This is a genomic window from Nocardiopsis mangrovi (assembly GCF_042653925.1).
In the GTDB taxonomy this organism is placed as follows: Bacteria; Actinomycetota; Actinomycetes; order Streptosporangiales; family Streptosporangiaceae; genus Nocardiopsis_B; species Nocardiopsis_B mangrovi.
This window is the reverse complement of the sequence record NZ_JBHSFQ010000001.1, coordinates 221,289-245,530: the sequence shown is the minus strand read 5'-3', so window position 1 is coordinate 245,530 and position 24,242 is coordinate 221,289. Positions and strand designations below refer to the sequence as shown.

Annotated in this window: 21 protein-coding genes; 14 read left to right on the top strand and 7 right to left on the bottom strand. The window is 74.6% G+C overall.

Annotated elements, in window-relative coordinates:
- Positions 1–83 precede the first annotated feature (83 nt).
- Positions 84–3,308 carry an ATP-dependent helicase gene (locus tag ACFO4E_RS01135; RefSeq protein WP_378570927.1) on the top strand — a complete coding sequence of 1,075 codons (3,225 nt, stop codon included), beginning with the start codon at positions 84–86 and terminating at the stop codon, positions 3,306–3,308.
- A 248-nt stretch (positions 3,309–3,556) separates the two neighbouring features.
- On the top strand, positions 3,557–6,967 hold the full coding sequence (locus ACFO4E_RS01130) for an ATP-dependent helicase (RefSeq protein ID WP_378570925.1): 3,411 nt from the start codon (positions 3,557–3,559) through the stop codon (positions 6,965–6,967).
- A 109-nt stretch (positions 6,968–7,076) separates the two neighbouring features.
- On the opposite strand, the gene ACFO4E_RS01125 is transcribed toward ACFO4E_RS01130, so the two are convergent.
- A complete protein-coding gene (locus ACFO4E_RS01125) occupies positions 7,077–8,207 on the bottom strand; it encodes a type III PLP-dependent enzyme domain-containing protein (RefSeq protein WP_378570585.1) in 1,131 nt (376 codons plus the stop codon).
- Positions 8,208–8,517: 310 nt separating this feature from the next.
- Here ACFO4E_RS01125 and ACFO4E_RS01120 point away from each other — a divergent pair, with 310 nt between their 5' ends.
- On the top strand, positions 8,518–9,978 hold the full coding sequence (locus ACFO4E_RS01120; RefSeq protein WP_378570584.1) for a M20/M25/M40 family metallo-hydrolase: 1,461 nt from the start codon (positions 8,518–8,520) through the stop codon (positions 9,976–9,978).
- Positions 9,979–10,022: 44 nt separating this feature from the next.
- Complete coding sequence (nudC, locus tag ACFO4E_RS01115; RefSeq protein ID WP_378570583.1) at positions 10,023–11,012, top strand: NAD(+) diphosphatase; 990 nt, start codon at positions 10,023–10,025, stop codon at positions 11,010–11,012.
- A gap of 63 nt (positions 11,013–11,075) precedes the next feature.
- Here the strand turns inward: nudC and ACFO4E_RS01110 are convergent, their stop codons facing one another.
- Both ACFO4E_RS01110 and ACFO4E_RS01105 read right to left on the bottom strand, forming a co-directional pair.
- Complete coding sequence (locus ACFO4E_RS01110; protein WP_378570581.1) at positions 11,076–11,585, bottom strand: ANTAR domain-containing protein; 510 nt, start codon at positions 11,583–11,585, stop codon at positions 11,076–11,078.
- A 72-nt stretch (positions 11,586–11,657) separates the two neighbouring features.
- Complete coding sequence (locus tag ACFO4E_RS01105; RefSeq protein ID WP_378570579.1) at positions 11,658–11,918, bottom strand: mycoredoxin; 261 nt, start codon at positions 11,916–11,918, stop codon at positions 11,658–11,660.
- A 376-nt stretch (positions 11,919–12,294) separates the two neighbouring features.
- Here ACFO4E_RS01105 and ACFO4E_RS01100 point away from each other — a divergent pair, with 376 nt between their 5' ends.
- The 6 genes from ACFO4E_RS01100 (at position 12,295) to ACFO4E_RS01075 (ending at position 17,329) form a co-directional block, all read left to right on the top strand.
- Entirely contained in the window at positions 12,295–14,403 is a 2,109-nt protein-coding gene (locus tag ACFO4E_RS01100) for an ATP-dependent DNA helicase UvrD2 (protein ID WP_378570577.1), read from the top strand.
- Positions 14,393–15,307 (top strand): acyl-CoA thioesterase II, encoded by a 915-nt coding sequence (gene tesB, locus ACFO4E_RS01095; RefSeq protein WP_378570575.1) that lies wholly within the window; start codon positions 14,393–14,395, stop codon positions 15,305–15,307. Before ACFO4E_RS01100 ends, tesB begins: the two co-directional genes overlap by 11 nt.
- 208 nt (positions 15,308–15,515) lie before the next feature.
- The gene (locus ACFO4E_RS01090) at positions 15,516–15,803 is read left to right on the top strand and encodes a hypothetical protein (protein ID WP_378570574.1); all 288 of its coding nucleotides are present in this window, start codon (positions 15,516–15,518) and stop codon (positions 15,801–15,803) included.
- 192 nt (positions 15,804–15,995) lie between these two features.
- Positions 15,996–16,274, top strand: a complete 279-nt coding sequence (locus ACFO4E_RS01085) for a WhiB family transcriptional regulator (protein ID WP_378570572.1) — start codon at positions 15,996–15,998, stop codon at positions 16,272–16,274.
- 64 nt (positions 16,275–16,338) lie between these two features.
- Positions 16,339–16,497, top strand: a complete 159-nt coding sequence (locus ACFO4E_RS01080) for a hypothetical protein (protein ID WP_378570570.1) — start codon at positions 16,339–16,341, stop codon at positions 16,495–16,497.
- 274 nt (positions 16,498–16,771) lie between these two features.
- Entirely contained in the window at positions 16,772–17,329 is a 558-nt protein-coding gene (locus tag ACFO4E_RS01075; RefSeq protein ID WP_378570568.1) for a M48 metallopeptidase family protein, read from the top strand.
- A 34-nt stretch (positions 17,330–17,363) separates the two neighbouring features.
- On the opposite strand, the gene ACFO4E_RS01070 is transcribed toward ACFO4E_RS01075, so the two are convergent.
- The gene (locus ACFO4E_RS01070; protein WP_378570567.1) at positions 17,364–17,777 is read right to left on the bottom strand and encodes a VOC family protein; all 414 of its coding nucleotides are present in this window, start codon (positions 17,775–17,777) and stop codon (positions 17,364–17,366) included.
- Positions 17,778–17,846: 69 nt separating this feature from the next.
- On the opposite strand from ACFO4E_RS01070, the gene ACFO4E_RS01065 reads away from it, so the two are divergent.
- Positions 17,847–18,470, top strand: a complete 624-nt coding sequence (locus ACFO4E_RS01065) for a TetR/AcrR family transcriptional regulator (RefSeq protein WP_378570566.1) — start codon at positions 17,847–17,849, stop codon at positions 18,468–18,470.
- Between the two features lie 100 nt (positions 18,471–18,570).
- Here the strand turns inward: ACFO4E_RS01065 and ACFO4E_RS01060 are convergent, their stop codons facing one another.
- Both ACFO4E_RS01060 and ACFO4E_RS01055 read right to left on the bottom strand, forming a co-directional pair.
- The gene (locus tag ACFO4E_RS01060) at positions 18,571–19,125 is read right to left on the bottom strand and encodes an NUDIX domain-containing protein (RefSeq protein ID WP_378570564.1); all 555 of its coding nucleotides are present in this window, start codon (positions 19,123–19,125) and stop codon (positions 18,571–18,573) included.
- Positions 19,122–20,585, bottom strand: a complete 1,464-nt coding sequence (locus ACFO4E_RS01055) for a zinc-dependent metalloprotease (protein WP_378570562.1) — start codon at positions 20,583–20,585, stop codon at positions 19,122–19,124. Before ACFO4E_RS01055 ends, ACFO4E_RS01060 begins: the two co-directional genes overlap by 4 nt.
- A gap of 146 nt (positions 20,586–20,731) precedes the next feature.
- On the opposite strand from ACFO4E_RS01055, the gene ACFO4E_RS01050 reads away from it, so the two are divergent.
- The 3 genes from ACFO4E_RS01050 to ACFO4E_RS01040 all read left to right on the top strand — a co-directional run bounded on the left by ACFO4E_RS01050 (position 20,732) and on the right by ACFO4E_RS01040 (position 23,498).
- Positions 20,732–21,799 carry an NAD-dependent epimerase/dehydratase family protein gene (locus tag ACFO4E_RS01050; protein WP_378570560.1) on the top strand — a complete coding sequence of 356 codons (1,068 nt, stop codon included), beginning with the start codon at positions 20,732–20,734 and terminating at the stop codon, positions 21,797–21,799.
- 147 nt (positions 21,800–21,946) lie between these two features.
- Positions 21,947–22,384 (top strand): molybdenum cofactor biosynthesis protein MoaE, encoded by a 438-nt coding sequence (locus ACFO4E_RS01045; protein WP_378570559.1) that lies wholly within the window; start codon positions 21,947–21,949, stop codon positions 22,382–22,384.
- Between the two features lie 58 nt (positions 22,385–22,442).
- On the top strand, positions 22,443–23,498 hold the full coding sequence (locus tag ACFO4E_RS01040; RefSeq protein ID WP_378570557.1) for a YlbL family protein: 1,056 nt from the start codon (positions 22,443–22,445) through the stop codon (positions 23,496–23,498).
- A gap of 64 nt (positions 23,499–23,562) precedes the next feature.
- Here ACFO4E_RS01040 and ACFO4E_RS01035 read toward each other — a convergent pair whose 3' ends face one another.
- Positions 23,563–24,084, bottom strand: coding sequence for a PPA1309 family protein (locus ACFO4E_RS01035; RefSeq protein WP_378570555.1), 522 nt, complete (start codon positions 24,082–24,084; stop codon positions 23,563–23,565).
- Positions 24,085–24,242 lie beyond the last annotated feature (158 nt).

The following is a 24,242-nucleotide window of genomic DNA, read 5'->3' as shown; positions in this document are numbered from 1 at the left end:
GGAGCCCGAGCGGCGGGTGGGGTCCCGGCGACTCGCGATCATCTGGTGAACTTGGCGGGGTGAGCCCATCCCCGTACCGCCTCGTGCGGCGCGCGCACCGCGAGGTGCCGCCGCCCGTGCTTGACGCCGACCAGCGGCGCGTGGTCGACCACGGGGGCGGGCCGCTCCTGGTGCTCGCCGGGCCGGGCACCGGCAAGACCACCACGATCGTCGAAGCCGTGGTCGACCGCATCGAGAACCGCGGGATCGACCCGTCCCGGATCCTCGTGCTCACCTTCAGCCGCAAAGCGGCCCAGGAGCTGCGCGAGCGCATCACCGCCCGGCTGCGGCGCACCACGCGCGAACCGCTCGCCCTCACCTTCCACAGCTACGCCTACGCCCTGATCCGCCGCGAGTTCCAGCGCCTGGGGGACGGCGCGCCGCGGCTGCTGTCGGGCCCCGAGCAGCTCATGGAGATGCGCGAACTGCTCGCAGGGGAGGCCGAGGACGGCGCACCCATGTGGCCCGAGCGGCTGCGCCCCGCGCTGCGCACCCGCGGGTTCGCCGAGGAGCTGCGCGACTTCCTCATGCGGGCGCAGGAGCGCGGGTACGACTCCGCCGAGCTGGACCGCCTCGGCCGCGCCTACCGGCGCGACGACTGGGTGGCGGCCGGCGACTTCCTGGACCGGTACACGGGGCGCTTCGACGTCGCACCGGTGCCCACGTTCAACTACGCCGAGCTGGTGCGGGTCGCCGCCAACCTGCTCAACGACCCGCAGGTGCAGGCGCGCGAACGCGCGGCGCGCGAGACCGTGTTCGTCGACGAGTACCAGGACACCGACCCCGCCCAGGAGGAGCTGCTGCGGGCGCTGGCGGGCGACGGCCGCGACCTCGTCGTGGTGGGCGACCCCGACCAGTCGATCTACGGGTTCCGCGGCGCCGACGTCCGCGGGATCCTCGACTTCCCCGAGCGCTTCCCCGCCGCCGGCGGCACGCCCGCCCCGGTGGTCGCGCTGCGCACGTGCCGCCGCAGCGGCGCCGCGCTGCTGGCGGCCTCGCGCGGGGTGGCCGGGCGGCTGCCCGCCGCTCCCGCTCCCGGAGGCGGCCCCGTCAACGCCCACCGGGCGCTGGCCCCCGTCGCCGAGGCGCCGGAGGGCGACGTCCAGGTGCTCTTGGCGGAGAGCCCGGCGCAGGAGGCCGCCGTGGTCGCCGACACCCTGCGGCGCGCCCACCTGATCGACGGGACTCCGTGGTCGCGGATGGCCGTGCTGGTCCGCTCGGCCAGCCGGCAGGTTCCCGTGCTGCGCCGGGCGCTGGCCGCGGCCGGGGTGCCGGTCGTGGTCGGCGGCGACGAGCTCCCCTTGGCCGCCGAGCCGCTGGTGCGCCCGCTGCTGCTGCTCATCCGGTGCGCGCTGCGCCCCGGCGCGCTCGACGCCGATACCGCGCGGGAGCTGCTGGCCAGCCCGTTCGGCGAGGCCGATGCGGTGCGGCTGCGCCGGCTGGGGCGCGCGCTGCGCCGCCTGGACCTCGACGTCCGGGCCGCGCGGCGCCGCATGGCGGCCGAGCGGGCCGAAGCCGGGGCGGACGCGCCCGCGAGCGGGGCCGGCGACCCGCCGGACCCGGACCCCGACGACGGCGCGGGGACGCGCACCGCGGGAGACCTGCTGGCGGCGGCCCTGCGCGATCCCCGCGAGCTGACCCTGGTCGACCCCGACGTCGCCGCGCCCGCCCGGCGGATCGCCGGCCACCTGCGGCTGATCTCCGACCGGGCGGCGGCCGGGGCCTCGGCCGAGGACGTGCTGTGGGAGGTCTGGCGCGCGAGCGGGCTGTCCGACCGGCTGCTGGCCGCGGCCCAGGCCGGGGGCGGCCGCGGCGCGGCGGCCGACCGCGACCTCGACTCCGTCGTGGCGCTGTTCGAGAGCGCCGCCCGCTACTGCGACCGCCTGCCGCCGGGGGTGCCCGAGGGCTTCCTCGACGACCTGGAGGCCCAGGAGATCCCCGGCGACAGCCTGGCCGAGCGCGCCCCCGAGGGCGAGGCCGTGCGCATTCTCACCGCCCACCGCTCCAAAGGGCTGGAATGGGACCTCACCGTGGTGGCCGGGGTCCAGGAGGGCGACTGGCCCGACCTGCGCCTGCGCGGGTCGCTGCTGGGCGTGGAGCAGCTCGTCGACACCGTCGCCGGATTCGCGGACAGCTCCGGTGCGGCCGTGGCCTCCAAGCTCCTGGACGAGGAGCGGCGCCTGTTCTACGTCGCGGTCACCCGGGCGCGGCGCTCCCTGGTCGTCACCGCGGTGGGCGGCGAGGACACCGAGGAACGGCCGTCGCGCTTCCTCGCCGAGCTGGGCGGGGGCGAGCCGGAACGGGTGGCCACCGGGCGCCGCTGGCTGTCGCTGCCCGCGCTGGTGGCCGACCTCCGGTCGGTGGTCACCGACCCGGCCCGGCCCGACCCGCTGCGCCGGGCGGCGGCGGCGCACCTCGCCCGGCTGGCCGACAAGGGGGTGCGCGGGGCCGACCCGGCGGAGTGGTACGCGCTGACCCGCTTCTCCGACGACCGGCCGCTGGTCGGCGACGACGGCACGATCCGCGTCTCGCCGTCGCAGGTCGAGAGGTTCACCACCTGCGAGCTGCGCTGGCTGCTGGAGAACGCGGCGGGCGCGTCCTCGATGGAGATGTCCTCGGCGCTGGGCAACATCGTGCACGCGGTCGCGGTCCTCGTCGCCGACGGCGCGGGGATGGAGGACGTCCGGCTGCGGATGGACGAGATCTGGTCGGAGCTGGACTTCGGCGGGCCCTGGTTCGCGGGCAAGGAGCGCGAGCGCGCCGACGAGATGGTGCGCAAGCTCATCTCCTGGCACGAGCGCAACGACCGCGAGCTGGTCGTCACCGAAGAGGGGTTCAAGGTCGACATCGGCGGCATCGAGATCACCGGCCGGGTCGACCGGCTGGAGCGGGACGGCGAAGGCCGCGCCGTGATCGTGGACATCAAGACCGGCGGGACCCGGCCCAAGGACGACGAGCTGGCACGCCACCCGCAGCTCGGGGTCTACCAGCTCGCCGTGCTCCGCTCCGCGTTCGCCAAGTTCGGCCTGGTCGAGCCCGGTGGAGCCGAGCTGGTCCAGGTCGGCAAGGCCGCCACCGCCAAGGCGGCCCGCGAACAGGGGCAGCGCCCCCTGGGCGACGACCCCGACCCCGAGTGGTCCGACCGGCTCGTCCGGGACGTGGCCGGCGGCATGTCGGGGGCGCGCTTCCAAGCGGTCCGCAACTCCTTCTGCGACTCCTGCGCGGTCCGGTCGAGCTGTCCCGCCCACGACGAAGGGAAGCACGTGTGATCCCCGCCCCGCCTCCGTGAACAACGCGGCGGCCCCGCGGACCGCCGGCCGGGCCGGGGAGCGGCGCGTTCCGGGCCGGGAGCGCCGGTCCCCGCCCGCCCCCGGTCGTCCGACCTCGTAGGATGCGATCTCCCCCCGGCCCCCGCCGGGGGCGTGCAGGCAAGGAGCCCCAGGTGACAGCGAGCGAACAGGCGGCGCCGGAGTCCGCCGCGCCGCGGCGCGCCCTCACGCCGGCCGAACTCGCCCGGATGCTCGGCCAGCCCGAGCCGACCGCGGAGCAGGCCGAGGTGATCTCGGCGCCCCTGGGCCCGGGGGTGGTGGTCGCCGGAGCGGGGTCGGGCAAGAGCGAGACCATGGCGGGGCGGGTGGTATGGCTCGTGGCGAACGGCCACGTGCGGCCCGAGCACGTGCTGGGCCTCACCTTCACCCGCAAGGCGGCATCGGAGCTGGCCGAGCGCGTGCGCCGGCGGCTCGACCAGCTGCGCGCCACCGAGCAGGTCCCCGCCGACGTCCTCGACGCCGACCCCACGGTCTCCACCTACAACTCCTACGCCGCCCGGCTGGTCGGCGACCACGCGCTCCGGGAGGCGGTCGAGCCGTCGACCCGCCTCATCAGCCCCGGCCAGTCCTACCAGCTCGCCACCCGGATCGTGGGCGGCTACGACGGCCCGATGGACGCCGTCACCGTGGGGCCGCGCACGGTGACCGACCGGGTGCTGGAGCTGGCGGGCGAGCTGGCCGACCACCTGCGCACCCCCGACGACGTGCGCGGGGTGGGCCGGTGGATCGCCGACCAGGTCGCGGCGCTGCCCCGCAAGCCGGTCAAGGAGACCCGGGACCTGGTCGCCACGCAGCGCAAGCGCGAGCAGCTGCTGCCGCTGGTCGAGCGGTACGCCGCGGCCAAGGCCCAGCGCGAGGTCATGGACTACGGCGACCAGGTCGCGCTGGCCGCGCGCATCGCCACCCGCCATCCCGAGGTCGGGATGATCGAGCAGAGCCGGTACCGGGTGGTGCTGCTCGACGAGTACCAGGACACCAGCCACGCCCAGCTGCTCCTGCTGCGAGCGCTCTTCGGCGGGGGCCACCCGGTCACCGCGGTCGGCGACCCGTGCCAGTCGATCTACGGCTGGCGCGGCGCCAGTTCGGGCAACCTCACCAGCTTCCCCACCGACTTCCCCGTGGCACCGGGGCGGCCGGCGCCGGTGCGCCGGCTCGCCACCAGCTTCCGCAACGGCGAACGCGTGCTCGACGTCGCCAAGCGGCTGTCGGGACCGCTGCGCGAGGAGGCCGATTACGTCCCGGTGCTCTACCCGGGGCCCGCGCGACGCGGGCGCGGAACGGTGGCCTGCGCCCTCTTCGCCACCGAGACCGAGGAGGCGGCGTGGATCGCCGCCACGGTCGACGCGGCCCTCTCCCAGGCCGGCCACCTCGCCCCCGACGGCATCGCCTGGCCCTCGGGAGAAGGGGGCGCGGCGATCGGCCCCGGCGACATCGCGGTGCTGTGCCGCAAGCGGTCCCAGTTCCCCGTGCTGCGCGAGGCGCTGGAGGAGCGCGGCATCCCCGTGGAGGTCGTGGGCCTGGGCGGGCTGATGACCGTACCCGAGGTGCGCGACATCGTCGCGACCCTGCGCGTGGTGCACGACGCCACCGCGGGCAACGAGCTGGCCCGGCTGCTGACCGGTCCCCGGTGGCGGCTGGGGCCGCGCGACCTCGTCGCCCTCGGCGAGCGCGCCGCCGAACTCGCCAAGGAGACCCGCCGCGACCTCACGGGCGACGCCCCCGACCCCGGCGACGACGGCACCGAGGACCTGCTGCGCCGCACCGTCCTGGACCTGACCGCCGAGAGCGGCAGCCTGGTCGACGCGGTCGACGACCTCGGGCCGGCCGACCGCTACTCCGCCACCGGGTACGAGCGCCTGGCGGCCATCGCCGACGAGCTGCGCACCCTGCGCCGCCAGGCCGGCCAGCCGCTGCCCGACCTGGTCAGCGAGATCGAGCGCACTCTCGGCCTGGACATCGAGGTGGGGGCGCGCACCGGCCGCGACCCGGTGGCGGCGCGCGCCGACCTCGACGCGTTCCTCGACGCCGCCGTCCGGTTCGTCGGCAACAGCGACGACCCCACACTCGGCATGTTCCTCAACTACCTGCGCTCGGCCGAGGACGCCGAGAAGGGGCTGGAGCCCGGCGAGCGCGTCGGCGGCAGCGACACCGTCAAGCTCATGACCGTGCACGCCGCCAAGGGGCTGCAATGGCCGCTGGTGGTGGTGCCGGGGCTGTCGGGCGGGACCGCCTCGCCGGTCTTCCCCACCAAGGCCCGCGACGCGGGCGGCTGGGTGTCCAAGGAGCAGAAGCTGCCCTTCCCGCTGCGGGGCGACGCCGCCGGCCTGCCGCGGCTGGCCGCGGTCGACAAGGCGGGCATCGCCGACTTCGTCGCCGCCGACCGCGCCCGGCACCGGATGGAGGAGCGGCGGCTCGCCTACGTCGCGGTGACCCGCGCGTCCTTCGCGCTCGTGTGCACCGGGCACTGGTGGGGGCGCGGCAGCACCGCCAAGCGGGGGCCGTCGGACTTCCTGGAGGAGGTCCGCGAGGCGTGCGCCGCCGGGGCCGGCCGGGTCGCGCGGTGGGCGCCCCCGCCGGAGGAGGGCGCGGCCAACCCGCAGACCGCCGAGGCCGCGCCGGTCACCTGGCCGCAGTCCCCCGAGGACTACGAGGACGCCGCCGCGCGCCGGTACCGGGAGATCGTCGACGGCGCCGAGCTGGTGGCGCGCGCCCGCGCCCGCCGCGGATCGCCCGAGGCGGGACCGGTCGCCGAGGACGCTCCGGCCGCCGCTGCCGGAGAGGGAGCGGATACCCGTTCCCCCGTCCCGGCGGCCGAGGCCGTTCCCGGCAGCGAGGGCCGCAGGTGGCTGGAGCTGCTGGACCGCGCGACCGTGCCCGCCTCCATGCGCCGCCGCCTCGACGGGTGGGCGCGCGACACCGACCTGCTCCTCGCGCACCGCGACACCCGCAAGGGGTCCGGCGACGGCGCGATCGCCGTGGAGCTGCCCGCCCACCTGTCCGTGTCGTCGCTGGTGACGCTGGCGCGCGACCCGTCCGCGCTGGCCCGCCAGATCCGCCGGCCGCTGCCCCGCCCGCCCGCGCCCCACACCCGGCGCGGCACGGCGTTCCACGCGTGGCTGGAGCAGCGGTTCGGCCAGCAGAGCCTGCTCGTCCCCGACGAGCTGCCCGGTGCGGCCGACGACGGCGCCGGGGGCGATGAGGACCTGGCGGAGCTCCAGCGCCGGTTCGAGGAGAGCGCGTGGGGCGGGCGCACGCCGCTCGACGTCGAGGTCCCGTTCGAGACCATCATCGGCGACCGGCTGGTCCGCGGCCGGATGGACGCCGTGTTCGAGGACGCCGGCGACGGCCGCTACGACGTCGTCGACTGGAAGACGGGCCGGCCCCCGGAGAACGCGCGCGAACGCCGCGCGGTCGCGGTCCAGCTCGCCGCCTACCGGCTGGCCTGGGCCGAGCTGGCGGGCGTCCCGCTCGACCGTGTCCGCGCCGCCTTCCACTACGTCCGCGCGGACGCCACCGTCCGCCCCACCGACCTCCTCGACGCAGAGGGGCTGGCCGCTCTGGTCGGGGCGGTGCCAGAGGTCCCGGACGAGCGGCCGTGACGGACGGCCGGCTCCGATGGGCGGGCACGCGGGGCACGGGGCGGGCTCGCGAGTCGCCGGTCGTGACCGTCGCGCTCGGCCGCGTGCCGTACCGCGGCCGGTGAGCCCGTCACGCCGTGAGGGTGTGGACCCTCGGCGGTGGTCCCGGGGCGGCGGGGGTGGTGAAGGCGGCCGGGAAGGCCACGGCGTCTCCGACGCGGAGCAGGTCGACGGGGACGTCGCGGGCCAGGACGCGTTCCATGCCCGCGTCGCGGCAGGTGACCGTGACCGGCTCGGCGGCCACCTCCGGCCGGGGCCAGGGGCGGTCCCACCCCGTCTCCAGCGGGACGACGCCGATGTCGTCCGGCGGGGAGCCGCCGATCCACTCGCCTCCGGCGACCACGGCCACCGCCCGCCCGAGGTGGTGCTTGACGTCCAGCACCCGGGTCAGGAACCAGCCGCAGCAGGGCTCCGGCGGGCCGGACGGGGTGACGCGCAGCGTCTCCCCGGGGGCCGCCAGCCGCGAGAGCAGGGACCCGTACTGCCGCCAGTCGAATCCGCCGCCGCCCCTGCCGGGCGCCGGGGGAGGGGCGCCGCCGCCGATCGCGTACTGGGGCCGGTCGATGCGGAACATCGAACTCCACGGGCGCAGCGCGTCCAGCATCTCCTTGGCCAGCCGGCCGAGGGTCCGCGCATCGGGCCGATCGGCGGTGCCCGTGCTGAACCCCAGCGGGCGGACGAGGGCGGCCCCTTCCAGGATCTCGGCGCACTCCACGAGCGCGGCCGGGTCCATGCCGGCGGGGCCGGCGAGCGCGTCGCGGCCCGCCCCCTCGGGCGGGTCGACCCGCAGCAGGACGTCCACGCCGCGGCCGGCGTACCGGGCGGCCAGCAGGATGAGGCGCAGCTCCTCGGGGCTGTCGACGTGCAGCACGGCGTTCCCGGCGGCAACGGCGGCGGCGATCTCGTCACGGGTCTTGCCGGGGCCGCGCAGGGCGGCCCGGGCCGCGGGGCGCTCTCTGCGGACGGCGACCAGGCCGTCGGTCGAGACCACCTCGAACCCGGACGCGTGCCGGGCGAGCGCCGACACCGCGCCCGGGGGCGGGTCGTGCAGGCTGAAGTAGAGCTCCACCGACCGGGGCAGGCTGTCGCGCAGGGCCCGGCCGCGGGCGTCGAGCCGGGGGAGGTCGTAGACCCGCACGGGCAGCTGGTCGGCGGAGAGGGTCAGGGCATGCTCGTGGACGCGCTTGGGCAACTCGATCATGGGGGGCTCCTACAGCGCAGCACGGAAGCGGTAGCCACTCACCCATATCACCTGATCCGGGACGACCGGCGTCCGGCGTGCTCCGCCGCCCCGCACGCCGGCACCCTCCGTCCCGCGTCCAGGCCGAAACCCCGAAAGGTCCCCGGCGCGGGCGACCGAAACCGCGTTCGCGCCGCGCGCGGCGCTCCCGCCGCCGTTCGCGCCGTTCAGCGGCGGTGCGCCCGCCCGCGGCGGCCGCGTGTCCGAGCGGGGGGCGGAGGTTCTAGGCTCGAAGCGTCGGAGGACCACCCGGGAAGGGAACGCGGTACTGATGGACGTGCGCACCTACATCGAGGACCGGCGTGCCGAGTTCGTCGGTGGGCTCAAGGAGTGGCTGGCGATCCCGTCGATCTCCGCCGACCCCGGCCACCGCGACGACGTCCGGCGCTCCGCCGCGTGGCTGGCCCGCCACCTGGAGGCCACCGGGTTCCCGGTCGTGGAGGTCTGGGAGACCCCCGGAATGCCCGCCGTCTTCGCCGAGTGGCCCGCCGCCGACCCCGATGCCCCCGTCGTCCTAGTGTACGGCCACCACGACGTCCAGCCGGCCGACCCCGTCGGGGAGTGGGAGACCGATCCCTTCACCCCCGTCGAGCGCGGCGACCGGCTCATCGGCCGCGGCGCCTCCGACGACAAGGGCCAGGTCCTCTTCCACACGCTGGGGCTGCGCGCCGCCCTCGCCGCCTCGGGCGCCGACGCGCCGCCGGTCACCGTCAAGCTCCTGGTCGAGGGCGAGGAGGAGTCCGGGTCGCCGCACTTCGCCGATCTGCTGACCCGCAACCGCGACCGCCTGGCCTGCGACGCCGCGGTCATCTCCGACACCACCATGTGGGCCGCCGGCACCCCCTCGATGTGCGTGGGGATGCGCGGCCTGACCGACGGGCAGATCGACGTCCACGGGGCGGAGACCGACCTGCACAGCGGGTCCTTCGGCGGCGCCGTCCCCAACCCCGCCGAGGCGCTGGCCGACCTCCTCTCGGGGATGCACGACGCCGACGGCCGGGTGGCGATCCCCGGCTTCCACGACGGCGCAGCCGAGGCCACCGAGGCCGAGCGCGCGCTCATCGCGAAGCTGCCCTTCGACGAGGCCGCGTGGCTGCGCACCGCCGGCGGGAGCACCGCGACGGCCGGCGAGGCCGGGTACAGCACCCTGGAACGCGTCTGGGTGCGCCCCACCGCCGAGATCAACGGCATGTGGAGCGGGCACACCGGTGCCGGATCCAAGACCATCGTGCCCCGCTCGGCCCACGCCAAGGTGAGCTTCCGGCTCGTGCCCGGCCAGGAGCCGCTGCACGTCCAGGACCGGGTGCGCGCCTACGTCGAGGCGGGCCTGCCGCCCGGGCTGCGGGCCGAGGTGACGTTCACCGGGCCGGGCGTGCGCGCGTGCGCGTCCGACATCTCCGCCGTCGTCGGCCCCTCACCCGCCCTGGGCGGCCCCGCGCCGGCGGGGAGCCGCCTCGACGGCGGCACGGCGGTGCGCGCGGCCCGCACCGCGATGGAGCGGGCCTTCGGCACCGAGGTCCTGTTCACCCGCGAGGGCGGCAGCGGCCCCGAGGCCGACATCGCCGACATCCTCGGCGCCCCGCTGGTCTTCGTCGCCGTCGGGCTCGACGACGACCGCATCCACGCGCCCAACGAGAAGGTCGAGATCCCCCTGCTGCTCAAGGGGGCCGAAAGCGCGGCCCACCTCTGGGCCGAGCTGGGGCGCGCCCGGACCGGTCCCGCGGACCGCTGAGCGCACGCACCCGGCCCGCCCGTCCCATCGCCGAGAAGGTTGGCATGTTCGCACCACACGAGACACCCGCGCTCTCACGCGGCCACATCGACGTCGCCGGGCACCGGCGCACCGACGACGCCTGGCTGCGCAAGGCGTGGGCCGACCCCGAGACGCGGGTGCTGGTCCTCCAGGGCGGCGATCCCGGCTCCTACGGCTGGCAGGCGATGCTGGCGCGGCAGTCGCAGGCGCTGGTGACCACCGCGCCCGGCGGCGACGGGACGTCCCGCCCCCGCCTCCTGCTCGTCGGCCCCGGCGACGCGCCCGAGGGCGACCGCTACCTTCTGGGGACCGACGCCGACGGCCTCTCCTACTTCGCGGTGCGCGCCGCCGGCGACGACCCGTTCGCGGACCTGCCCGGTGCGGCGGACGCCGAGCCCGCGTCGCTGCGCGAGGTGGGGGCGCTGCTCGACGCCCGCGACTCCGGGCTGCTCACCCACGCCGTGGCGGTCGCCAACTGGAACGCGGCGCACCGTTTCTGCCCGATGTGCGGCGCGCCCACCCGGCCGGAGGCGGCGGGGCACCTGCGGATCTGCACCGAGGACGGCACCGAGCACTACCCCCGCATGGACCCCGCGGTCATCATGCTCGTGCACCGCGAGACCGACGGGGTGGAGCAGTGCCTGCTGGGCCACAACCCCCGCTGGCCGGGCGGCCGCTACTCGGTGCTGGCGGGGTTCGTCGAACCGGGGGAGTCACTGGAGCAGGCCGTGGTGCGCGAAGTGGCCGAGGAGACGGGCGTGCGGGTCTGCGACCCCGTCTACCTGGGATCGCAGCCCTGGCCGTTCCCGCGCAGCCTGATGCTGGGCTACACGGCCCGGGCCACGGGGACCGCGGAGCGGACCGACGACGAGATCTCCGAGGTCCGCTGGCTCTCCCGCGACGAGCTGTACGCCGCCGCGGAGTCGGGCGAGATCCTGCTGCCCGGGTCGGTGTCGATCGCCCGGAAGATCATCGAACACTGGTACGGCGGCCCGCTGCCCGGCGAGTGGTAGCCGTCGCGCGCCGGAGCGGCCGTGCGCCCTCCCCCCGGGGCGCAGGGCACGCGGCGCGCCCGGTCACGACGAGGCGCCCTGATCGGCCCGGCGGCCGCGCCGGGCCGGCTCGGCCTCGGCCGCCGTGCCCTCGCCCGCGAGCTCGCCCGGCAGCGCCGTGAGCGGATTGGTGCTGCTCGTCACGACGTCGCGGGCCATATCGGCGACCTTGCGCCCGCGCGAGCGCGCCGCCGACCGCAGCCGCTCGAACGCCTTGCGCGGCGTCAGCCGGTGGCGCTCGACGAGCACCCCGATCGCCTGCTCCACCACGACGCGCGTGTGCAGCGCGTGTTCGAGCTGGGCCACGGTCACCCGCAGGCGCTCGACCTCGGACGCCTCCTCGGCCGCCCGCGGCGGGGTGGCGGCCGGCCGGTCGGCCTGGCGCTCCTCCGCGGCGAGCAGATCGGCGAGGACCATGGCGTTGAGCAGGTCCGGCAGTTCTTCGCCGTCCTGCACGCGCCACCCCTCAGGGGTCCGCCTGATCAGGCCGTAGGTGGCAGTCCCCTCGCCACGGACAGTTCGGTGAGCCGTCACGTCTTTCCCCCATTCCTTGCCCCCGCCCGGGGTGCCGGCCGCCGCCCGAGCGGGCCGGGCGGCGCCGTGCGGCTACACTTGCGCCGCTATCTTCTCCTTGACCTGTGTCAAAGACGGGTTCGTCATGGCGGTGCCATCCGGGAACACCACCGTCGGGACGGTCTGGTTCCCGCCATTGACCTGCATGACGTACTCGGCCGCCTCGGGGTTCTGCTCGATGTCGACCTCGTCGATCTCGATCCCCTCGCGGGCGAGCTGGCTCTTCAGCCGCTTGCAAAAGCCGCACCAGGGTGTGGAGTACATCGTGATCCGCCCGGTGTCGGGGGTGGTCATAGGGCCGTCTCCTTCGTCCACGTGGATGAGAACACCGCCTATTACCAACGCCGCAAAGCGCGCGGAGCTTCCCCAATGCCTTTTATGTCAGCAGGTGGGACGCTCCTTCGCGGACTTCGGTTCCCCGGACCGCGGCCGCACGGCCGGTTCCGGCGCGCCGGCGGTACCTCCGGGCCTCGGCCGCCGCGGTCGTCCGCGGTCGTCCACAGTCCGGCGGTCGCGGTGCGGGTATGCACGTATCTCCACTGATACTTGAGAGACTGGGCCGGGTGAATGGGGTCGGCGTGGCCGGACGTGGCCGAACACGGGCCGCCGCCGCACCGGGCCGGTGATCACCTGAAGGACGCACGCCCCCGAGCCGAACGGAGCGGACAGGATGGACCCCGACCGGGTACTCGACGGCCTCGACCCCGAACAGCTTGAGGCCGCCCGCGCACTGCGCGGGCCGGTGTGCATCCTCGCCGGCGCCGGCACGGGCAAGACCCGGGCCATCACGCACCGGATCGCCCACGCGGTCGCCAGCGGCGTCGCCACCGAGCAGCAGATCCTGGCCGTCACCTTCACCGTCAGGGCGGCCGGCGAGATGCGCGGGCGGCTGCGGGCGCTGGGCGCCCCGCGGGTCCAGGCCCGCACCTTCCACTCCGCTGCCCTGCGCCAGCTGTCCTTCTTCTGGCCGCAGGTCATCGGCGGGCCGCTGCCCACCCTCATCGACAGCAAGATCCAGGTGGTCGCGCGCGCGGCCAATTCGTGCGCCCTGCAACCCGACCGCACCGGCCTGCGCGACCTCGCCGGCGAGATCGAATGGTCCAAGGTCACCCAGACCCGGCCGGCCGACTACGAATCCGCGGTCGCCAAGGCCGGCCGCACCCCGCCGATGCCCGCCCACGACGTCGCCCGCGTCTTCGAGGCCTACGAGGACATCCGCCGCGACCGCAACCTGCTCGACTTCGAGTCGATGCTCGAACTCACGGCGGCCATGCTCGCCGAGCACCCCCAGATCGCCGACCGCGTGCGCGACCAGTACCGCTACTTCGTCGTCGACGAGTTCCAGGACGTCAACCCGCTCCAGAAGCTCCTGCTCGACGCCTGGCTGGGCGACCGCGACGACGTCTGCGTGGTGGGCGACCCCAGCCAGACCATCTACTCCTTCGCGGGGGCCACCCCCGGCTACCTCACCGGCTTCTCCGCCGCCTACCCGCACGCCACCGTCGTCAAGCTCGTGCGCGACTACCGCTCCACCCCCCAGGTGGTGCGGGTCGCCAACCTCGCGCTCAAGTCCGCGCCCGGCGCCGCCGGCCAGCGCCTCGAACTCGTCGCCCAGCGGTCCGAGGGCCCCGAGCCCACCTACACCGAATACGACGACGAACCCGCCGAGGCCACCTCGGTCGCGCGCAAGATCGCCGCGCTCATCGACTCCGGCACCCCCGCCCGCGAGATCGCCGTGCTGTTCCGCACCAACTCCCAGTCGGCCGCCTACGAGCAGGCGCTCGCCGACGCCGGGGTCGCCTTCTCCGTGCGGGGGGCCACGCGGTTCTTCGACCGCGCCGAGATCAAGCAGGCCGTCCACACCCTGCGCGGCGCCCGGCAGGGGGCGGCCGACGACCCGCTCGCGGCCACGGTGCACCACATCCTCGCCCCGCTGGGCCTCACCCCCACCGCGCCCGAGGGCCGCCAGGCCCGCGAGCGCTGGGAGTCCCTCGCGGCGCTCGCGCAGCTCGCCGAGGACATCGCCGCCGCGCGCCAGGGCGCGACCATGGAGGATTTCGTCGCCGAACTCGACGCCCGTGTGGCCAGCGAGCACGCTCCCGAATTCGAGGGCGTCACCCTCGCCTCGCTCCACTCCGCCAAGGGCCTGGAATGGGACGCCGTCTTCCTCGCCGGGCTCACCGAGGGCATGCTGCCGATCGTCTACGCCGAAACCGACGACCAGGTCGAGGAGGAGCGGCGGCTCTTCTACGTGGGGGTCACCCGGGCCCGCGAATACCTCGCCATGTCCTGGTCGCTGGCCCGCTCGCCCGGCGGGCGCAAGATCCGCAAGCCGTCCCGGTTCCTCGACGGCCTGCGGCCGGCCTCGCCCTCCCTGGCGAGCGGCCGGCGCGACCGCAGGCAGGCCAAGGTCGTGCGCTGCCGCATCTGCGGCAGCACCCTCATCGAGGCCGCCGAGCGCAAGCTCTCCCGCTGCCTCGACTGCCCCGCCGACTACGACGAAGCCCTGCTCGAACGGCTCAAGGCGTGGCGCCGCGGCACCGCCGAGGAGCAGAAGGTCCCCGCCTACGTCATCTTCACCGACGCCACCCTCCAGGCCGTCGCCGAGCACGTCCCCGGCAGCGTCTCCCAGCTGTCGCGGATCTCGGGCGTGGGCGCGGTGAAGCTCGAACGCTACGGCGAGGCGGTGCTGGCCCTGTGCGCCGGGCGCGACCCCGCCCCCGCCCCCGAGCACGCCGTCGACGACGACTCCGACCAAGGGGGCCCCGATGACAGATGACCTCGCCGTGGGCGGTCCGGAGCCGGCCGTACCGGCCGGCCAGACCCTTGAGGGCCTGCTGCGCATCCTCGACCTCGAACGCATCGAGGACGACATCTTCCGCGGGCGCAGCCCCCACGGCGGGCCCCAGCGCGTCTTCGGCGGCCAGGTGGCGGGCCAGGCGCTGGTCGCGGCGGGGCGCACCGTCCCCGCCGACCGCCACGTGCACTCGCTGCACGCCTACTTCATCCGCCCCGGCGACCCCTCGGTGCCGATCGTCTACGAGGTCGACCGCGTGCGCGACGGCCGCTCCTTCACCACCCGCAGGGTCGTCGCCGTGCAGCACGGCAAGGCGATCTTCACGCTTTCGGCGTCGTTCCACAAAGAGGAGCCCGGGCTGGAGCACCAGGTCCCGATGCCCGACGTCCCGGCCCCCGAGGACCTGCCCACCACCCGCGAGCGCCTGTTCGCCGCCTTCGGCAAGGTGCCGCGCTTCGCGAGCTGGCACCCGATCGAGATGCGCCCGGCCGGCCCGCTGTCGTTCGAGGTCGAGCGCGACCCCGGGCTCAGCACCACCCGCAACCTCGTCTGGCTGCGGGTCGACGGCGAACTGCCCGACGATCCGCTGCTGCACGTCTGCCTCATGACCTACGCCTCCGACATGACCCTGCTCGACACCGTGCTGCTGCGGCACGGGCGCTCCTTCGCCGGCATCTCCATGGCCAGCCTCGACCACGCCATGTGGTTCCACCGTTCCTTCCGGGCCGACGAATGGCTGCTCTACGCCCAGGAGACCCCCAGCGCCACCGGCGCCCGGGGGCTCGCCCGGGGCCTGTTCTTCACCCGCGGCGGCACGCTCGTCTGCTCGGTGGTGCAGGAGGGGCTCATCCGGGTCCTCGACCGCGGGGACTCCGCCTCGTCCTGACCCCGCGAATCCGGCCGGTGCGTCCCGGCCCGGTCCGGATCCGCCGCCGGTATTCCCCGCGCGCTCCGGCCGGATTCGGCCAAACACGCAGGTCAAAAATGAGTTGCCGGTTTCGATCGGCGGCCTCTAGGGTTAACCCATCAGCGTCCGCGCCTGGCCCGGGACCACAATCCCGCCGGCCCGCCCATAGAAGGAGGTGTCCCGTCAGATGATCGGCAACATCAGCGAATCCGGCTTGATCGAGCAGCCAGGCCTGCTCATCGCCATGTCCCGGGGCACCGTCGTCGGCGGTCGCGTCCTCACTTCCGGACTCCGTTCGTCCGCCGGGGTGGTGCCGCAGACCAAGGCACCCAACGGCAGCGGTCGCGGGGCGAAGTATGCCCACGCGTGGTCCGAGACCACGGCCGATTCCGGCCACACGGAAGTCCAGATCGATTCGGAAACCCCGCGCCCCAAGGGCGCAGTGGGCACGTGTCCACGGAGCGTACCGGCCTAGCAGCGAAAACGGCCGGGTGTCTCTCCCGTGGCCGCGGACCCCACACAGGGGGCCGCGGCCATTTTGATCTCCACCGCAACCACCTTCCTCACCGAGGGCGGCCAGGTGGACACGTCTGATGTCGGGGCCCCACCACCGGATGAACATCCGGTCGCCAACCGCGTTCAAGACGAAACATCAGGGAGGACACCGATGCTCGCGTCGGTCCTGGAGACCCCTCTGCCCGGCGACGTCGAGGTTCCGTGCCGCTGGGAGCCCGACCTCTTCTTCGCCGAGGCTCCGGCGGACGTCGAAGCCGCGAAGGCGGTCTGCCTGGCCTGCCCCGTCCGCGAGCAGTGCCTCGCCGACGCCCTTGAGCGGCGCGAGCCGTGGGGCGTCTGGGGTGGCGAACTGCTCGTCGCCGGCCAGGTCGTCGCCCGCAAGCGCCCGCGCGGCCGGCCCCGGAAGAACCCCGAGCCCGTCGCGGCCTGAGCGCCCGGCCCACGACGCCTCCGCCACGCCGCCGAACACCTTCGTGAAAAGGACCTGATCTCCGATGCTGCTCTTCGAACTGATCCAGTTGCAGGACTCCGTCGACCGCAAGGTCGAGCGTCAGCGCCACCGCCTGTCGGCCCGCCAGCTCCGCGCCGAACTGCGCGAGCGTCGCCGTGCCGAACAGGAACTCATGACACTGCGGGTATCACGCCTGTGTTGACGCGGGCGCGCTGACCGATCGGGGCCGGTGACCCTCCCGGGGGCGCCGGCCCCGCCGCGTGCCGTCCCGGCGCTGGACACGGGGGCAGTGGCACCATGGGAGTGGCCGCATCCGGCCACGGTTGAATCTTGGTGACACACTGTGCGCATCTGCCGATCACGCGGGGCGCGGAGTCGGCGCCTCGGTCGGCTCAAGGGACGAATGCGGAGTTCATAGAGTAAAAATCCGCAATGCGGCCCTTTGGCGCCCGGCGCCTCTGAGCTAACGTGATTTCGTGCCTCCGAACACAAAAGTCGAGGTACGCCGCAGTCCTCGTCGACGGCGAACGGTGTCCGCCTATCGAGACGGAGACAAGACGGTCGTCCTCGTGCCAGCATCGTTCTCCCGCGCCGAAGAGCAGCGGTGGGTGGGCCGCATGCTGGAACGGCTCGACGCGCGCGAGGGACGCCGCCGGCCGGGCGACGACGACGCGCTCCAGGCACGGGCGCGGGAACTGGCCGAACGCTACCTCGACGGCCGGGCGCTGCCCGAAAGCGTCCGCTGGGTCGACAACCAGCAGGCGCGCTGGGGCTCCTGCACACCCGACAACGGCTCCATCCGGCTGTCGCGCCGGCTGTCGGGCATGCCCGGCTGGGTGGTCGACTACGTGCTCGTCCACGAGCTCGTCCACCTGGTCATCCCGCACCACGGGGCGGAGTTCTGGGACATGGTACGCCGCTACCCCAAGGCCGAGCGGGCCCGCGGCTACCTGGAGGGCGTGAGCGCCGCCCCGCGCCTCGACGCCGGCGGCAGCGGTGAGGTGGAGGAAGAGGACGACGTCCTCGGCGACTGACCGCGCTCCGCCGCCTCCGCGCGTGCGCCCCGGGTCAGGACGCGTAGCCGGCGGCGAACTCCGCCGATGGCGCGATGGGCGTGATCACGTCGACCAGCACGCCGTTCGGGTCGGCCACGATGAAGTGCCGCTGGCCGAAGTCCTCGCTGCGCAGGTCCAGTTCCGGGCGCAGCCCCGCCGCGCCCACGAGCCGCGCGTACTCCGCGTCGACGTCCTCGACCTCGAAGTTCAGCAGCAGCCCGGCCGCCGGGGACCGGTATCCGGCGGGCAGGGTCGGGTGGGTGTGGTCGAGCAGCGCCAGCTCCTGGTGGGGCGGTGCCGTGCGGCGCAGGCTCACGTACCAGTCGGCGGAGAACGTGGTCTCGAAGCCGAAGAGCGCGGTGTAGAACTCCACGGACTCCGCCAGCCGGGCGGTGCAGATGACGGGGTAGAAGCCGGTCAGGGTCATGGCGGTCGTCCTCCGAGAAAAAACGCATACTGACGGTATGTCCGAGTACGCTAGATGCGTACCGTCGGTATGTCAATTGTGGGAGGGGACGTCACCGTGCCACCAGGGCCGCGCACCAAGGCCGGGCAGAGCGAGGCGACCACCCGGATCCTCCTCGCCGAGGCCGGGCGCCTGTTCGCCCGCGACGGCTACGCGGCCGTCCCCCTCGACGAGATCACCCGCGCCGCGGGCGTGACGAAGGGGGCGCTCTACCACCACTTCGGGAGCAAGGCCGGGCTCTTCACCGCGGTCGTCGCCCGCGTCCAGCAGGAGGTCGCCGCCCGGGTCGCCGCCGCCGCCGACGCGGAGTCCGACCCCTGGGACCGGCTCACGGCCGGGTGCCGGGCGTTCCTGGCCTCCGCGGCCGATCCGGACGTGCAGCGGATCATGCTCATCGACGGCCCGGCCGTCCTCGGGTGGAACGAGTGGCGCCGGATGGACGAGGAGTCGTCGGCGCGGCACCTCACCGAGGCGCTCACCGCCATGGCCGAGACCGGAGCCATCGCCCCCCAGCCCGTGGAGCCGCTGGCGCGGCTGCTGTCCGGCGCGATGAACGAAGCCGCCCTCTGGCTCGCCCGCTCCGACGACCCTGCCGACCTCGATGCCACGGTGGCCGCGCTCACCCGGATGCTCACCGCGCTGCGTCCGTCCTGACCGGCGGAGGCCGCCGGCGGTGCCGGGCGTTCGGAAGCGGGGCCTCCGGCCCCGCTCGGAGCCCGGGGAGCGACGCGGTCCCGCGCCGCGCCCCGGGAACTCAGCCGGCCCGGCGGACCGCCGCGGCGGCCTCGCCGACCAGCGTTCGGCAGGCGTCGTCGGTCGGCTCGGGGACCGCATCGACGGAAAACCAGCGGAGGTCGTCGGATTCGGCTTCGGAGCGGACCAGCGCGGCGCCCTCGGGGGCGATGGCCGCGAACCGCACGTCGAGGTGGAGGCTCCCGTCGCCGCCCCCGCACGGCACTTCGTGCCGGTCCAGGCTCACGGGAACGGGCAGCAGCCGCAGCCCGCTGATGCCCGACTCCTCCTCCGCTTCGCGCAGGGCGGCCGCGGCGAGCGTGGCGTCGCCGGCCTCGCAGTGGCCGCCGGTCTGGAGCCACATGCCCATGAGGCGGTGCAGGACGAGCACCACGTGGTGGCCTGACGCGTCGATGATCGCGGTGCTGGCGGTCAGGTGCCCGGGGCGGCAGTCCCGCCACATGGCGTCGGGATGGGTGTCGAGGTGGTGGAGGTAGGAGCGGCGCAGCTCGTCTTGCCGGGGGTCGGGCGCGGCCCAGGATGTGAGGACGGCGCGCGCGTCGTCGTGCAGGCTCACGCGCCGCCCTTGGGGCCGGTGCCGCCGTGGCCGGACTCGGGGGTGTCGTCGCCGTCGTCACCCTCTGCGCCGCCCTCGCGGCCCTCGGCCGCACCGCCGTCGGCCTCCGACGGCGCACCGGACTCGCCGGTGAACTGGGAGATGTCGAGGTCGGCGGCCGCGTCGCCCCCTTCTCCGCGGACGAACGCGTCGGGGTCGTCGAGATCGTCGCCGGACGGCATGAGGTCGGGGTGTTCCCAGACGGCGTCGCGGCCCTCGACCCCGCGCGCGTCCAGCAGCCCCCGCCACAGCACCGCGGCCTCGCGCTGCCGGCGCGGCCGCAGCTCCAGGCCGACCAGCGTGGCGAAGGTGTGCTCGGCCGGCCCGCCCGTGGCCCGCCGCCGCCGGGTGGCCTCGGCCAGCGCGGCCGCGTGCGGAAGGCGGTCGGCGACCGCGGCGTCGACGACCACCGACACCCAGCCCTCGATCAGCGCGAGCGTGGTCTCCAGGCGGGCCAGCGAGGCCTTCTGCTGCGGGGTGTCCTCGGGCTGGAACAGGCCCTCGCCGTCGGTCCCGGACAGCGCCTCCTGGAGTGCCTCGGGGTTGGACATGTCGATCCCGCCGAGCTTCTCCTCAAGCCCGCTCATGTCGAACGACATGCCGTGCGCGTACTCCTCGACCAAACTGAAGAGGTGCGAGCGCAGCCACGGCACGTGCCCGTAGAGCCGGTGCAGCGCGACCTCGCGCGCCGCGAGGTACAGGCGGACCTCGTCCTTGGGGATCTCCAGGCCCTCGCCGAACTTCTCGACGCCGGGCGGCAGCAGGGCCGCGCGCCCCTCGCCCGCCAGCGGCAGGCCGACGTCGGTCGAACCGATCACCTCGCGGGCCAGCTCGCCGATGGCCTGCCCGGCCTGCTGGCCGACCAGCATGCCGCCCATCTGCTGCACCATGCCCAGCAGCGGCCCGGCGACCGACTGCATCTCATCGGGGAGGTTCTGGCCCATCGACTCGACGATGCGGGAGGTCAGAGGGTCGCACAGGCGGGACCAGGTCGGCATGGTGCGCTCGACCCACTCCGACCGGCTCCACGCCTCGACGGTGTTGACCCCCGAGGGCAGCGTGGTGACCTCGTTGAGCCACAGGTCGGCCAGGCGCAGCGCCTCCTGGACCTTGGCGAAGTCGAGGGGGCCGACGCTGGGATCGCCGCCCTGCGACACCGTGTGCCGGGCGATGTTCTTCGCCACATCCCAGTTGACGGGGCCGCCTCCGCCGCCCTGTCCCGACGCGGCGGGGGGCTGCGCCGACATCATGTCGGCGAATTGGCGGAGCATATGGGCCATCTGTTGCGGATCGCCGAACGGGAAGCCGCCCGGCATGTTCATGTCCGGACCACCACCGCCTGGGCCGCCGTGGCCGGAGCCGGAACCGGAACCGGAATCGCCGGATCGGCGCCCGGACTCGTCGTCCGGATCGTTCGGCATGCTGAAACCAAAAGGCAGGTCGCTCACGATTAGACCTCAGGCAGGATTAGGTTTGTCTCCACTGTCACGTTAGCTGGGAGCCGCCCGGAGTGAATACCGAAAACGACCAGGTTCGCCCACAGCACAGCCCCCGCGGGGGAGGGCCGGTGGTCGCCGTCACCGGAGCATCCTCCGGTATCGGCCGCCTGCTGGTGGAACGCCTGCTCACGGCCTCGGGTTCCGGGAAGGCCGCAAAGCCGGTCGCGATCGACACCGAACGCGGCGACATCGAGGGCGCCACCTGGCGTATCACCGATGTCCGCGATCCCCGCCTCGCCGGGCGGCTCGACGGGGTCGACGTCCTCGTGCACACCGCCGACGACCGGTCGCTGGAGACCCCCGCCAAGGAGCGGCGGGCGGCCAACGTCCGGGCCGCGCAGACCGTGCTGACGGCCGCCGCGGCCGCTCGCGTCCCCCGTGTCGTCGTGGTCACGGGCACGACGGTCTACGGCGCCCACCCCGGTGCCGCCGTCCCCCTCCCCGAGGACGCCCCCCTGGTGGAGGAGGCGGGTCCGGGGATCGCCGGCGACCACGCGGAGATCGAGGACCTCGTGCGCCGCGCCCGCCGCGGCCACCCGGGGCTCTCGGTCACCGTCGTACGCCCGGCGCCCCTGGTCGGCCCCGGCCTCGATTCCGCGCTCACCCGTCATTTCGCCGCCCCCCGGCTGCTCAGCGTGAAGGGCGTCGAGCAGGAGTGGCAGTTCTGCCACGTCGAGGACCTGGCGAGCGCCCTGGAGTTCATCGCGGTCGAGGGTGTGGACGGCAAGGAGGGCGCGCTCGCCGTCGGCTGCGACGGAGCGCTCGGGCAGGCGGAGGCGGAGGAGATCGCCGGCCTGCGCCGCTTCGAGCTGCCCGCGAACCTGGCGTTCGGTACCACGCGGCGGTTGCACAGAGCGGGCATCACCCCGGCCTCCGCGGAGGAGCTCAAGTTCCTCGTCTACCCCTGCGTCGTGGACTGCGCGACCCTGCGCGACGCCGGCTGGCGCCCCGCGTACGACAACGCCGCGGCGCTGCACGCCCTGCTGGACGCCCGCAGCGGAAAGCACGCGCTGGTCGGACGCACCCTGGGCCGCAAGGAGGCGACCATCACCGCCGCCGGGGCCGCGGGCGCCGCCGTCGCCGCGATCGGCACCGCGGCGGCGGTGCGGCACCTGCGCAAGCGCCGGAAGGGCTGAACCGGGCCCGGCGACCGCGTGACCAGGGGCGGACGGGAGTCCGCCGGGGCCGATCGCACGCGTCGCCGGTGGCCGGTTCCGGATGAACCGGGACGAGAGGGAAGGCACTGGGGCACCGAGGGGGTAGGCGTTGGTAACGTCGTGCCTGTGGATCCCATCACCCTGGTAGGACTGCGCGCCACCCCGCTCGCCATCGACGACGTCGTCTCCGCCGTCGACGACCCCCGGGCGGGCGGTACCGCGTTCTTCGTCGGCACCGTCCGCGACCACGACCACGGCCGCGGCGTCACCGCCCTTTCGTACTCCGCCCACCCCCGGGCCGAGGCCGACATGCGCCGCGTCATGGAGAAGATCGTCGCCGACACCTCGCGCGACGGCCGCCCGGTGTGGCGCGTCGCCGCGCTGCACCGCGTCGGCGACCTGGAGATCGGCGACATCGCCGTCGCCGTGGCCGCCTCGGCCGCACACCGCGAGGAGGCGTTCGACGCCTGCCGCCGGCTCATCGACGACATCAAGGCCGAGGTCCCCATCTGGAAGCACCAGTCGTTCACCGACGGCGGCACCGAATGGGTCGGAATCGACTAGCGGCGCCGGGCCGGGGACCCGGGTGACCGGACGCCGCGGTCCCTTTAGGCTGTGGTCCATGCTCCGTCGCGCAAGCACCCTGATCGCCGCGGTCGTCCTGCTGGCCGCCTTCGCGGTGGGCGGGCTGTACCTGCCGGTGCCCTACCTCGTGGCCTCGCCCGGGCTCGCGCTCGACACGCTCGGCGAGGCCGACGGCGAACCGGTGATCCAGGTCGACGGCGCCGACAGCTACGCGCACGACGGCGGCCTGTCCATGGTCACCGTCCAGTACACCGGCGGGCCCGGGGTCCGCATGGACCTGTTCACGGTCCTCAGCGCATGGCTGTCGCCGAGCCAGGCGGTGCTGCCCGAGGAGGCGCTGTTCCCGCCCGACCGCAGCGTCGAGGAGATCAGCGAGACCCAGACCCTGGAGATGGACGACTCCCAGACCAACGCCACGGCGGCGGCGCTCACCGAGCTGGGCGTCGACTACGACACCGAGGCGTTCGTCGCCGGGGTCGCCGAGGGGATGCCCGCCGAAGGGGAGCTGCGCGAGGGCGACGTCGTCACCGCCGTCGACGGCGAGCCGGTCGGCGGCAAGGACGAGGCGGTCCGGCTCGTCGCCGACCGCGCCCCCGGCGACCCGGTCGAGATCACGGTCGACCGCGACGGCGAGGCCGTCGAGGCCGCGCTGACCACCACCGAGAGCGACGACGGCACCGCGATCGTCGGGATCATGGTCGCCGACGACCTGCTGTTCCCCTTCGACGTCGAGATCAGTGTCGGGGACGTCGGCGGCCCCAGCGCCGGGATGATGTTCGCGCTGGGCATCATGGACCGGCTCTCCGAGGAGAGCCTGACCGGCGGCCACGAGATCGCCGGCACCGGGACGATCGCCGCCGACGGCACCGTGGGCGGGGTCAGCGGCGTCGCCCAGAAGATGGTGAGCGCCGAGCGGCTGGGGGCGGAGTACTTCTTCGTCGCGGCCGACAGCTGCTCGCAGACCTTCGACTCCGCCGCCGCGGGCGACATCGAGGTCGTGCGGGTCGAGCGGCTGGAGGACGCGGTCGGCGCCCTGGAGGCGATCCGCGGCGGCGGCGCCCCGGCGGACCTGCCCCGCTGCGAGCAGGGCTGACCCGGCCACGCCCACGGGCGCGCGGCCCCGCCGCGGCAGCGGCGCGGGCCGGCCCCGCAGCGGGTCACTCCTCCTCGAAGGTGAGCGCCAGCGCCGAGGTGAGCGCGGGCACCAGGTCCTCCCCGTGCAGCACCTGCTCGTCGCTGTCGTGGCTGCGCATCCGCAGCGCCGAATGGCGGCCGCCGTCGCGCAGCACCCCCGCGACCATCCGGATCTCCTCGGCACCGTCCTGCCGCCGGGCCCATTCGCCCGGATCGGCGTCGCCCGGCGGGGTCAGGGTCTCATCGGACCCCTTGACCACCAGCCGCTCCATGACCAGGGCGCATCCGGCGACGGTCTCGGGCCAGGCCATGCGCCCCAGCGCCTCCTCCACGGCCATGTCCGAGGGCAGCGGCTCCTGCTCCACAGGGGTCAGCTCATCGGCGCCGACCTGCCCGCTCACCCCGAGCATCTCGGCCAGCGCGGGCTCCCGGCCGACCAGGTCGGCGGTCGGGACCAGGGCGTAGACCCGGATCGGCTGATCCCAGCCCTGCCCGGAGGCATGGCGCTCGATATCCATCACGACTTCGCGAATGTTGAAAGACACCCCACCATGGTGACGGATGCCCGGGGCGGCGGCGCGGTATCCGGCGAGTAGGGTCGGAACACAACAGGCTGACGCGGGCCGTCGTAACAGGCCCGAGTCCCAGCCGATGTGATGTTGTCATCGGTTCGGCGCGGAGATTCGGGAACCTGCCGCACGGC

Bases quoted from the DNA above. Each gene is read 5' to 3' on its own strand.
- ACFO4E_RS01055 (WP_378570562.1), bottom strand. From the start codon at position 20,585: ATGCCGAACGATCCGGACGACGAGTCCGGGCGCCGATCCGGCGATTCC.
- ACFO4E_RS01065 (WP_378570566.1), top strand. From the start codon at position 17,847: ATGTCAATTGTGGGAGGGGACGTCACCGTGCCACCAGGGCCGCGCACC.
- ACFO4E_RS01090 (WP_378570574.1), top strand. From the start codon at position 15,516: ATGATCGGCAACATCAGCGAATCCGGCTTGATCGAGCAGCCAGGCCTG.
- ACFO4E_RS01125 (WP_378570585.1), bottom strand. From the start codon at position 8,207: ATGATCGAGTTGCCCAAGCGCGTCCACGAGCATGCCCTGACCCTCTCC.
- nudC (WP_378570583.1), top strand. From the start codon at position 10,023: ATGTTCGCACCACACGAGACACCCGCGCTCTCACGCGGCCACATCGAC.
- ACFO4E_RS01120 (WP_378570584.1), top strand. From the start codon at position 8,518: ATGGACGTGCGCACCTACATCGAGGACCGGCGTGCCGAGTTCGTCGGT.
- tesB (WP_378570575.1), top strand. From the start codon at position 14,393: ATGACAGATGACCTCGCCGTGGGCGGTCCGGAGCCGGCCGTACCGGCC.
- ACFO4E_RS01105 (WP_378570579.1), bottom strand. From the start codon at position 11,918: ATGACCACCCCCGACACCGGGCGGATCACGATGTACTCCACACCCTGG.
- ACFO4E_RS01070 (WP_378570567.1), bottom strand. From the start codon at position 17,777: ATGACCCTGACCGGCTTCTACCCCGTCATCTGCACCGCCCGGCTGGCG.
- ACFO4E_RS01080 (WP_378570570.1), top strand. From the start codon at position 16,339: ATGCTGCTCTTCGAACTGATCCAGTTGCAGGACTCCGTCGACCGCAAG.
- ACFO4E_RS01130 (WP_378570925.1), top strand. From the start codon at position 3,557: ATGCTCGGCCAGCCCGAGCCGACCGCGGAGCAGGCCGAGGTGATCTCG.
- ACFO4E_RS01040 (WP_378570557.1), top strand. From the start codon at position 22,443: ATGCTCCGTCGCGCAAGCACCCTGATCGCCGCGGTCGTCCTGCTGGCC.
- ACFO4E_RS01100 (WP_378570577.1), top strand. From the start codon at position 12,295: ATGGACCCCGACCGGGTACTCGACGGCCTCGACCCCGAACAGCTTGAG.
- ACFO4E_RS01085 (WP_378570572.1), top strand. From the start codon at position 15,996: ATGCTCGCGTCGGTCCTGGAGACCCCTCTGCCCGGCGACGTCGAGGTT.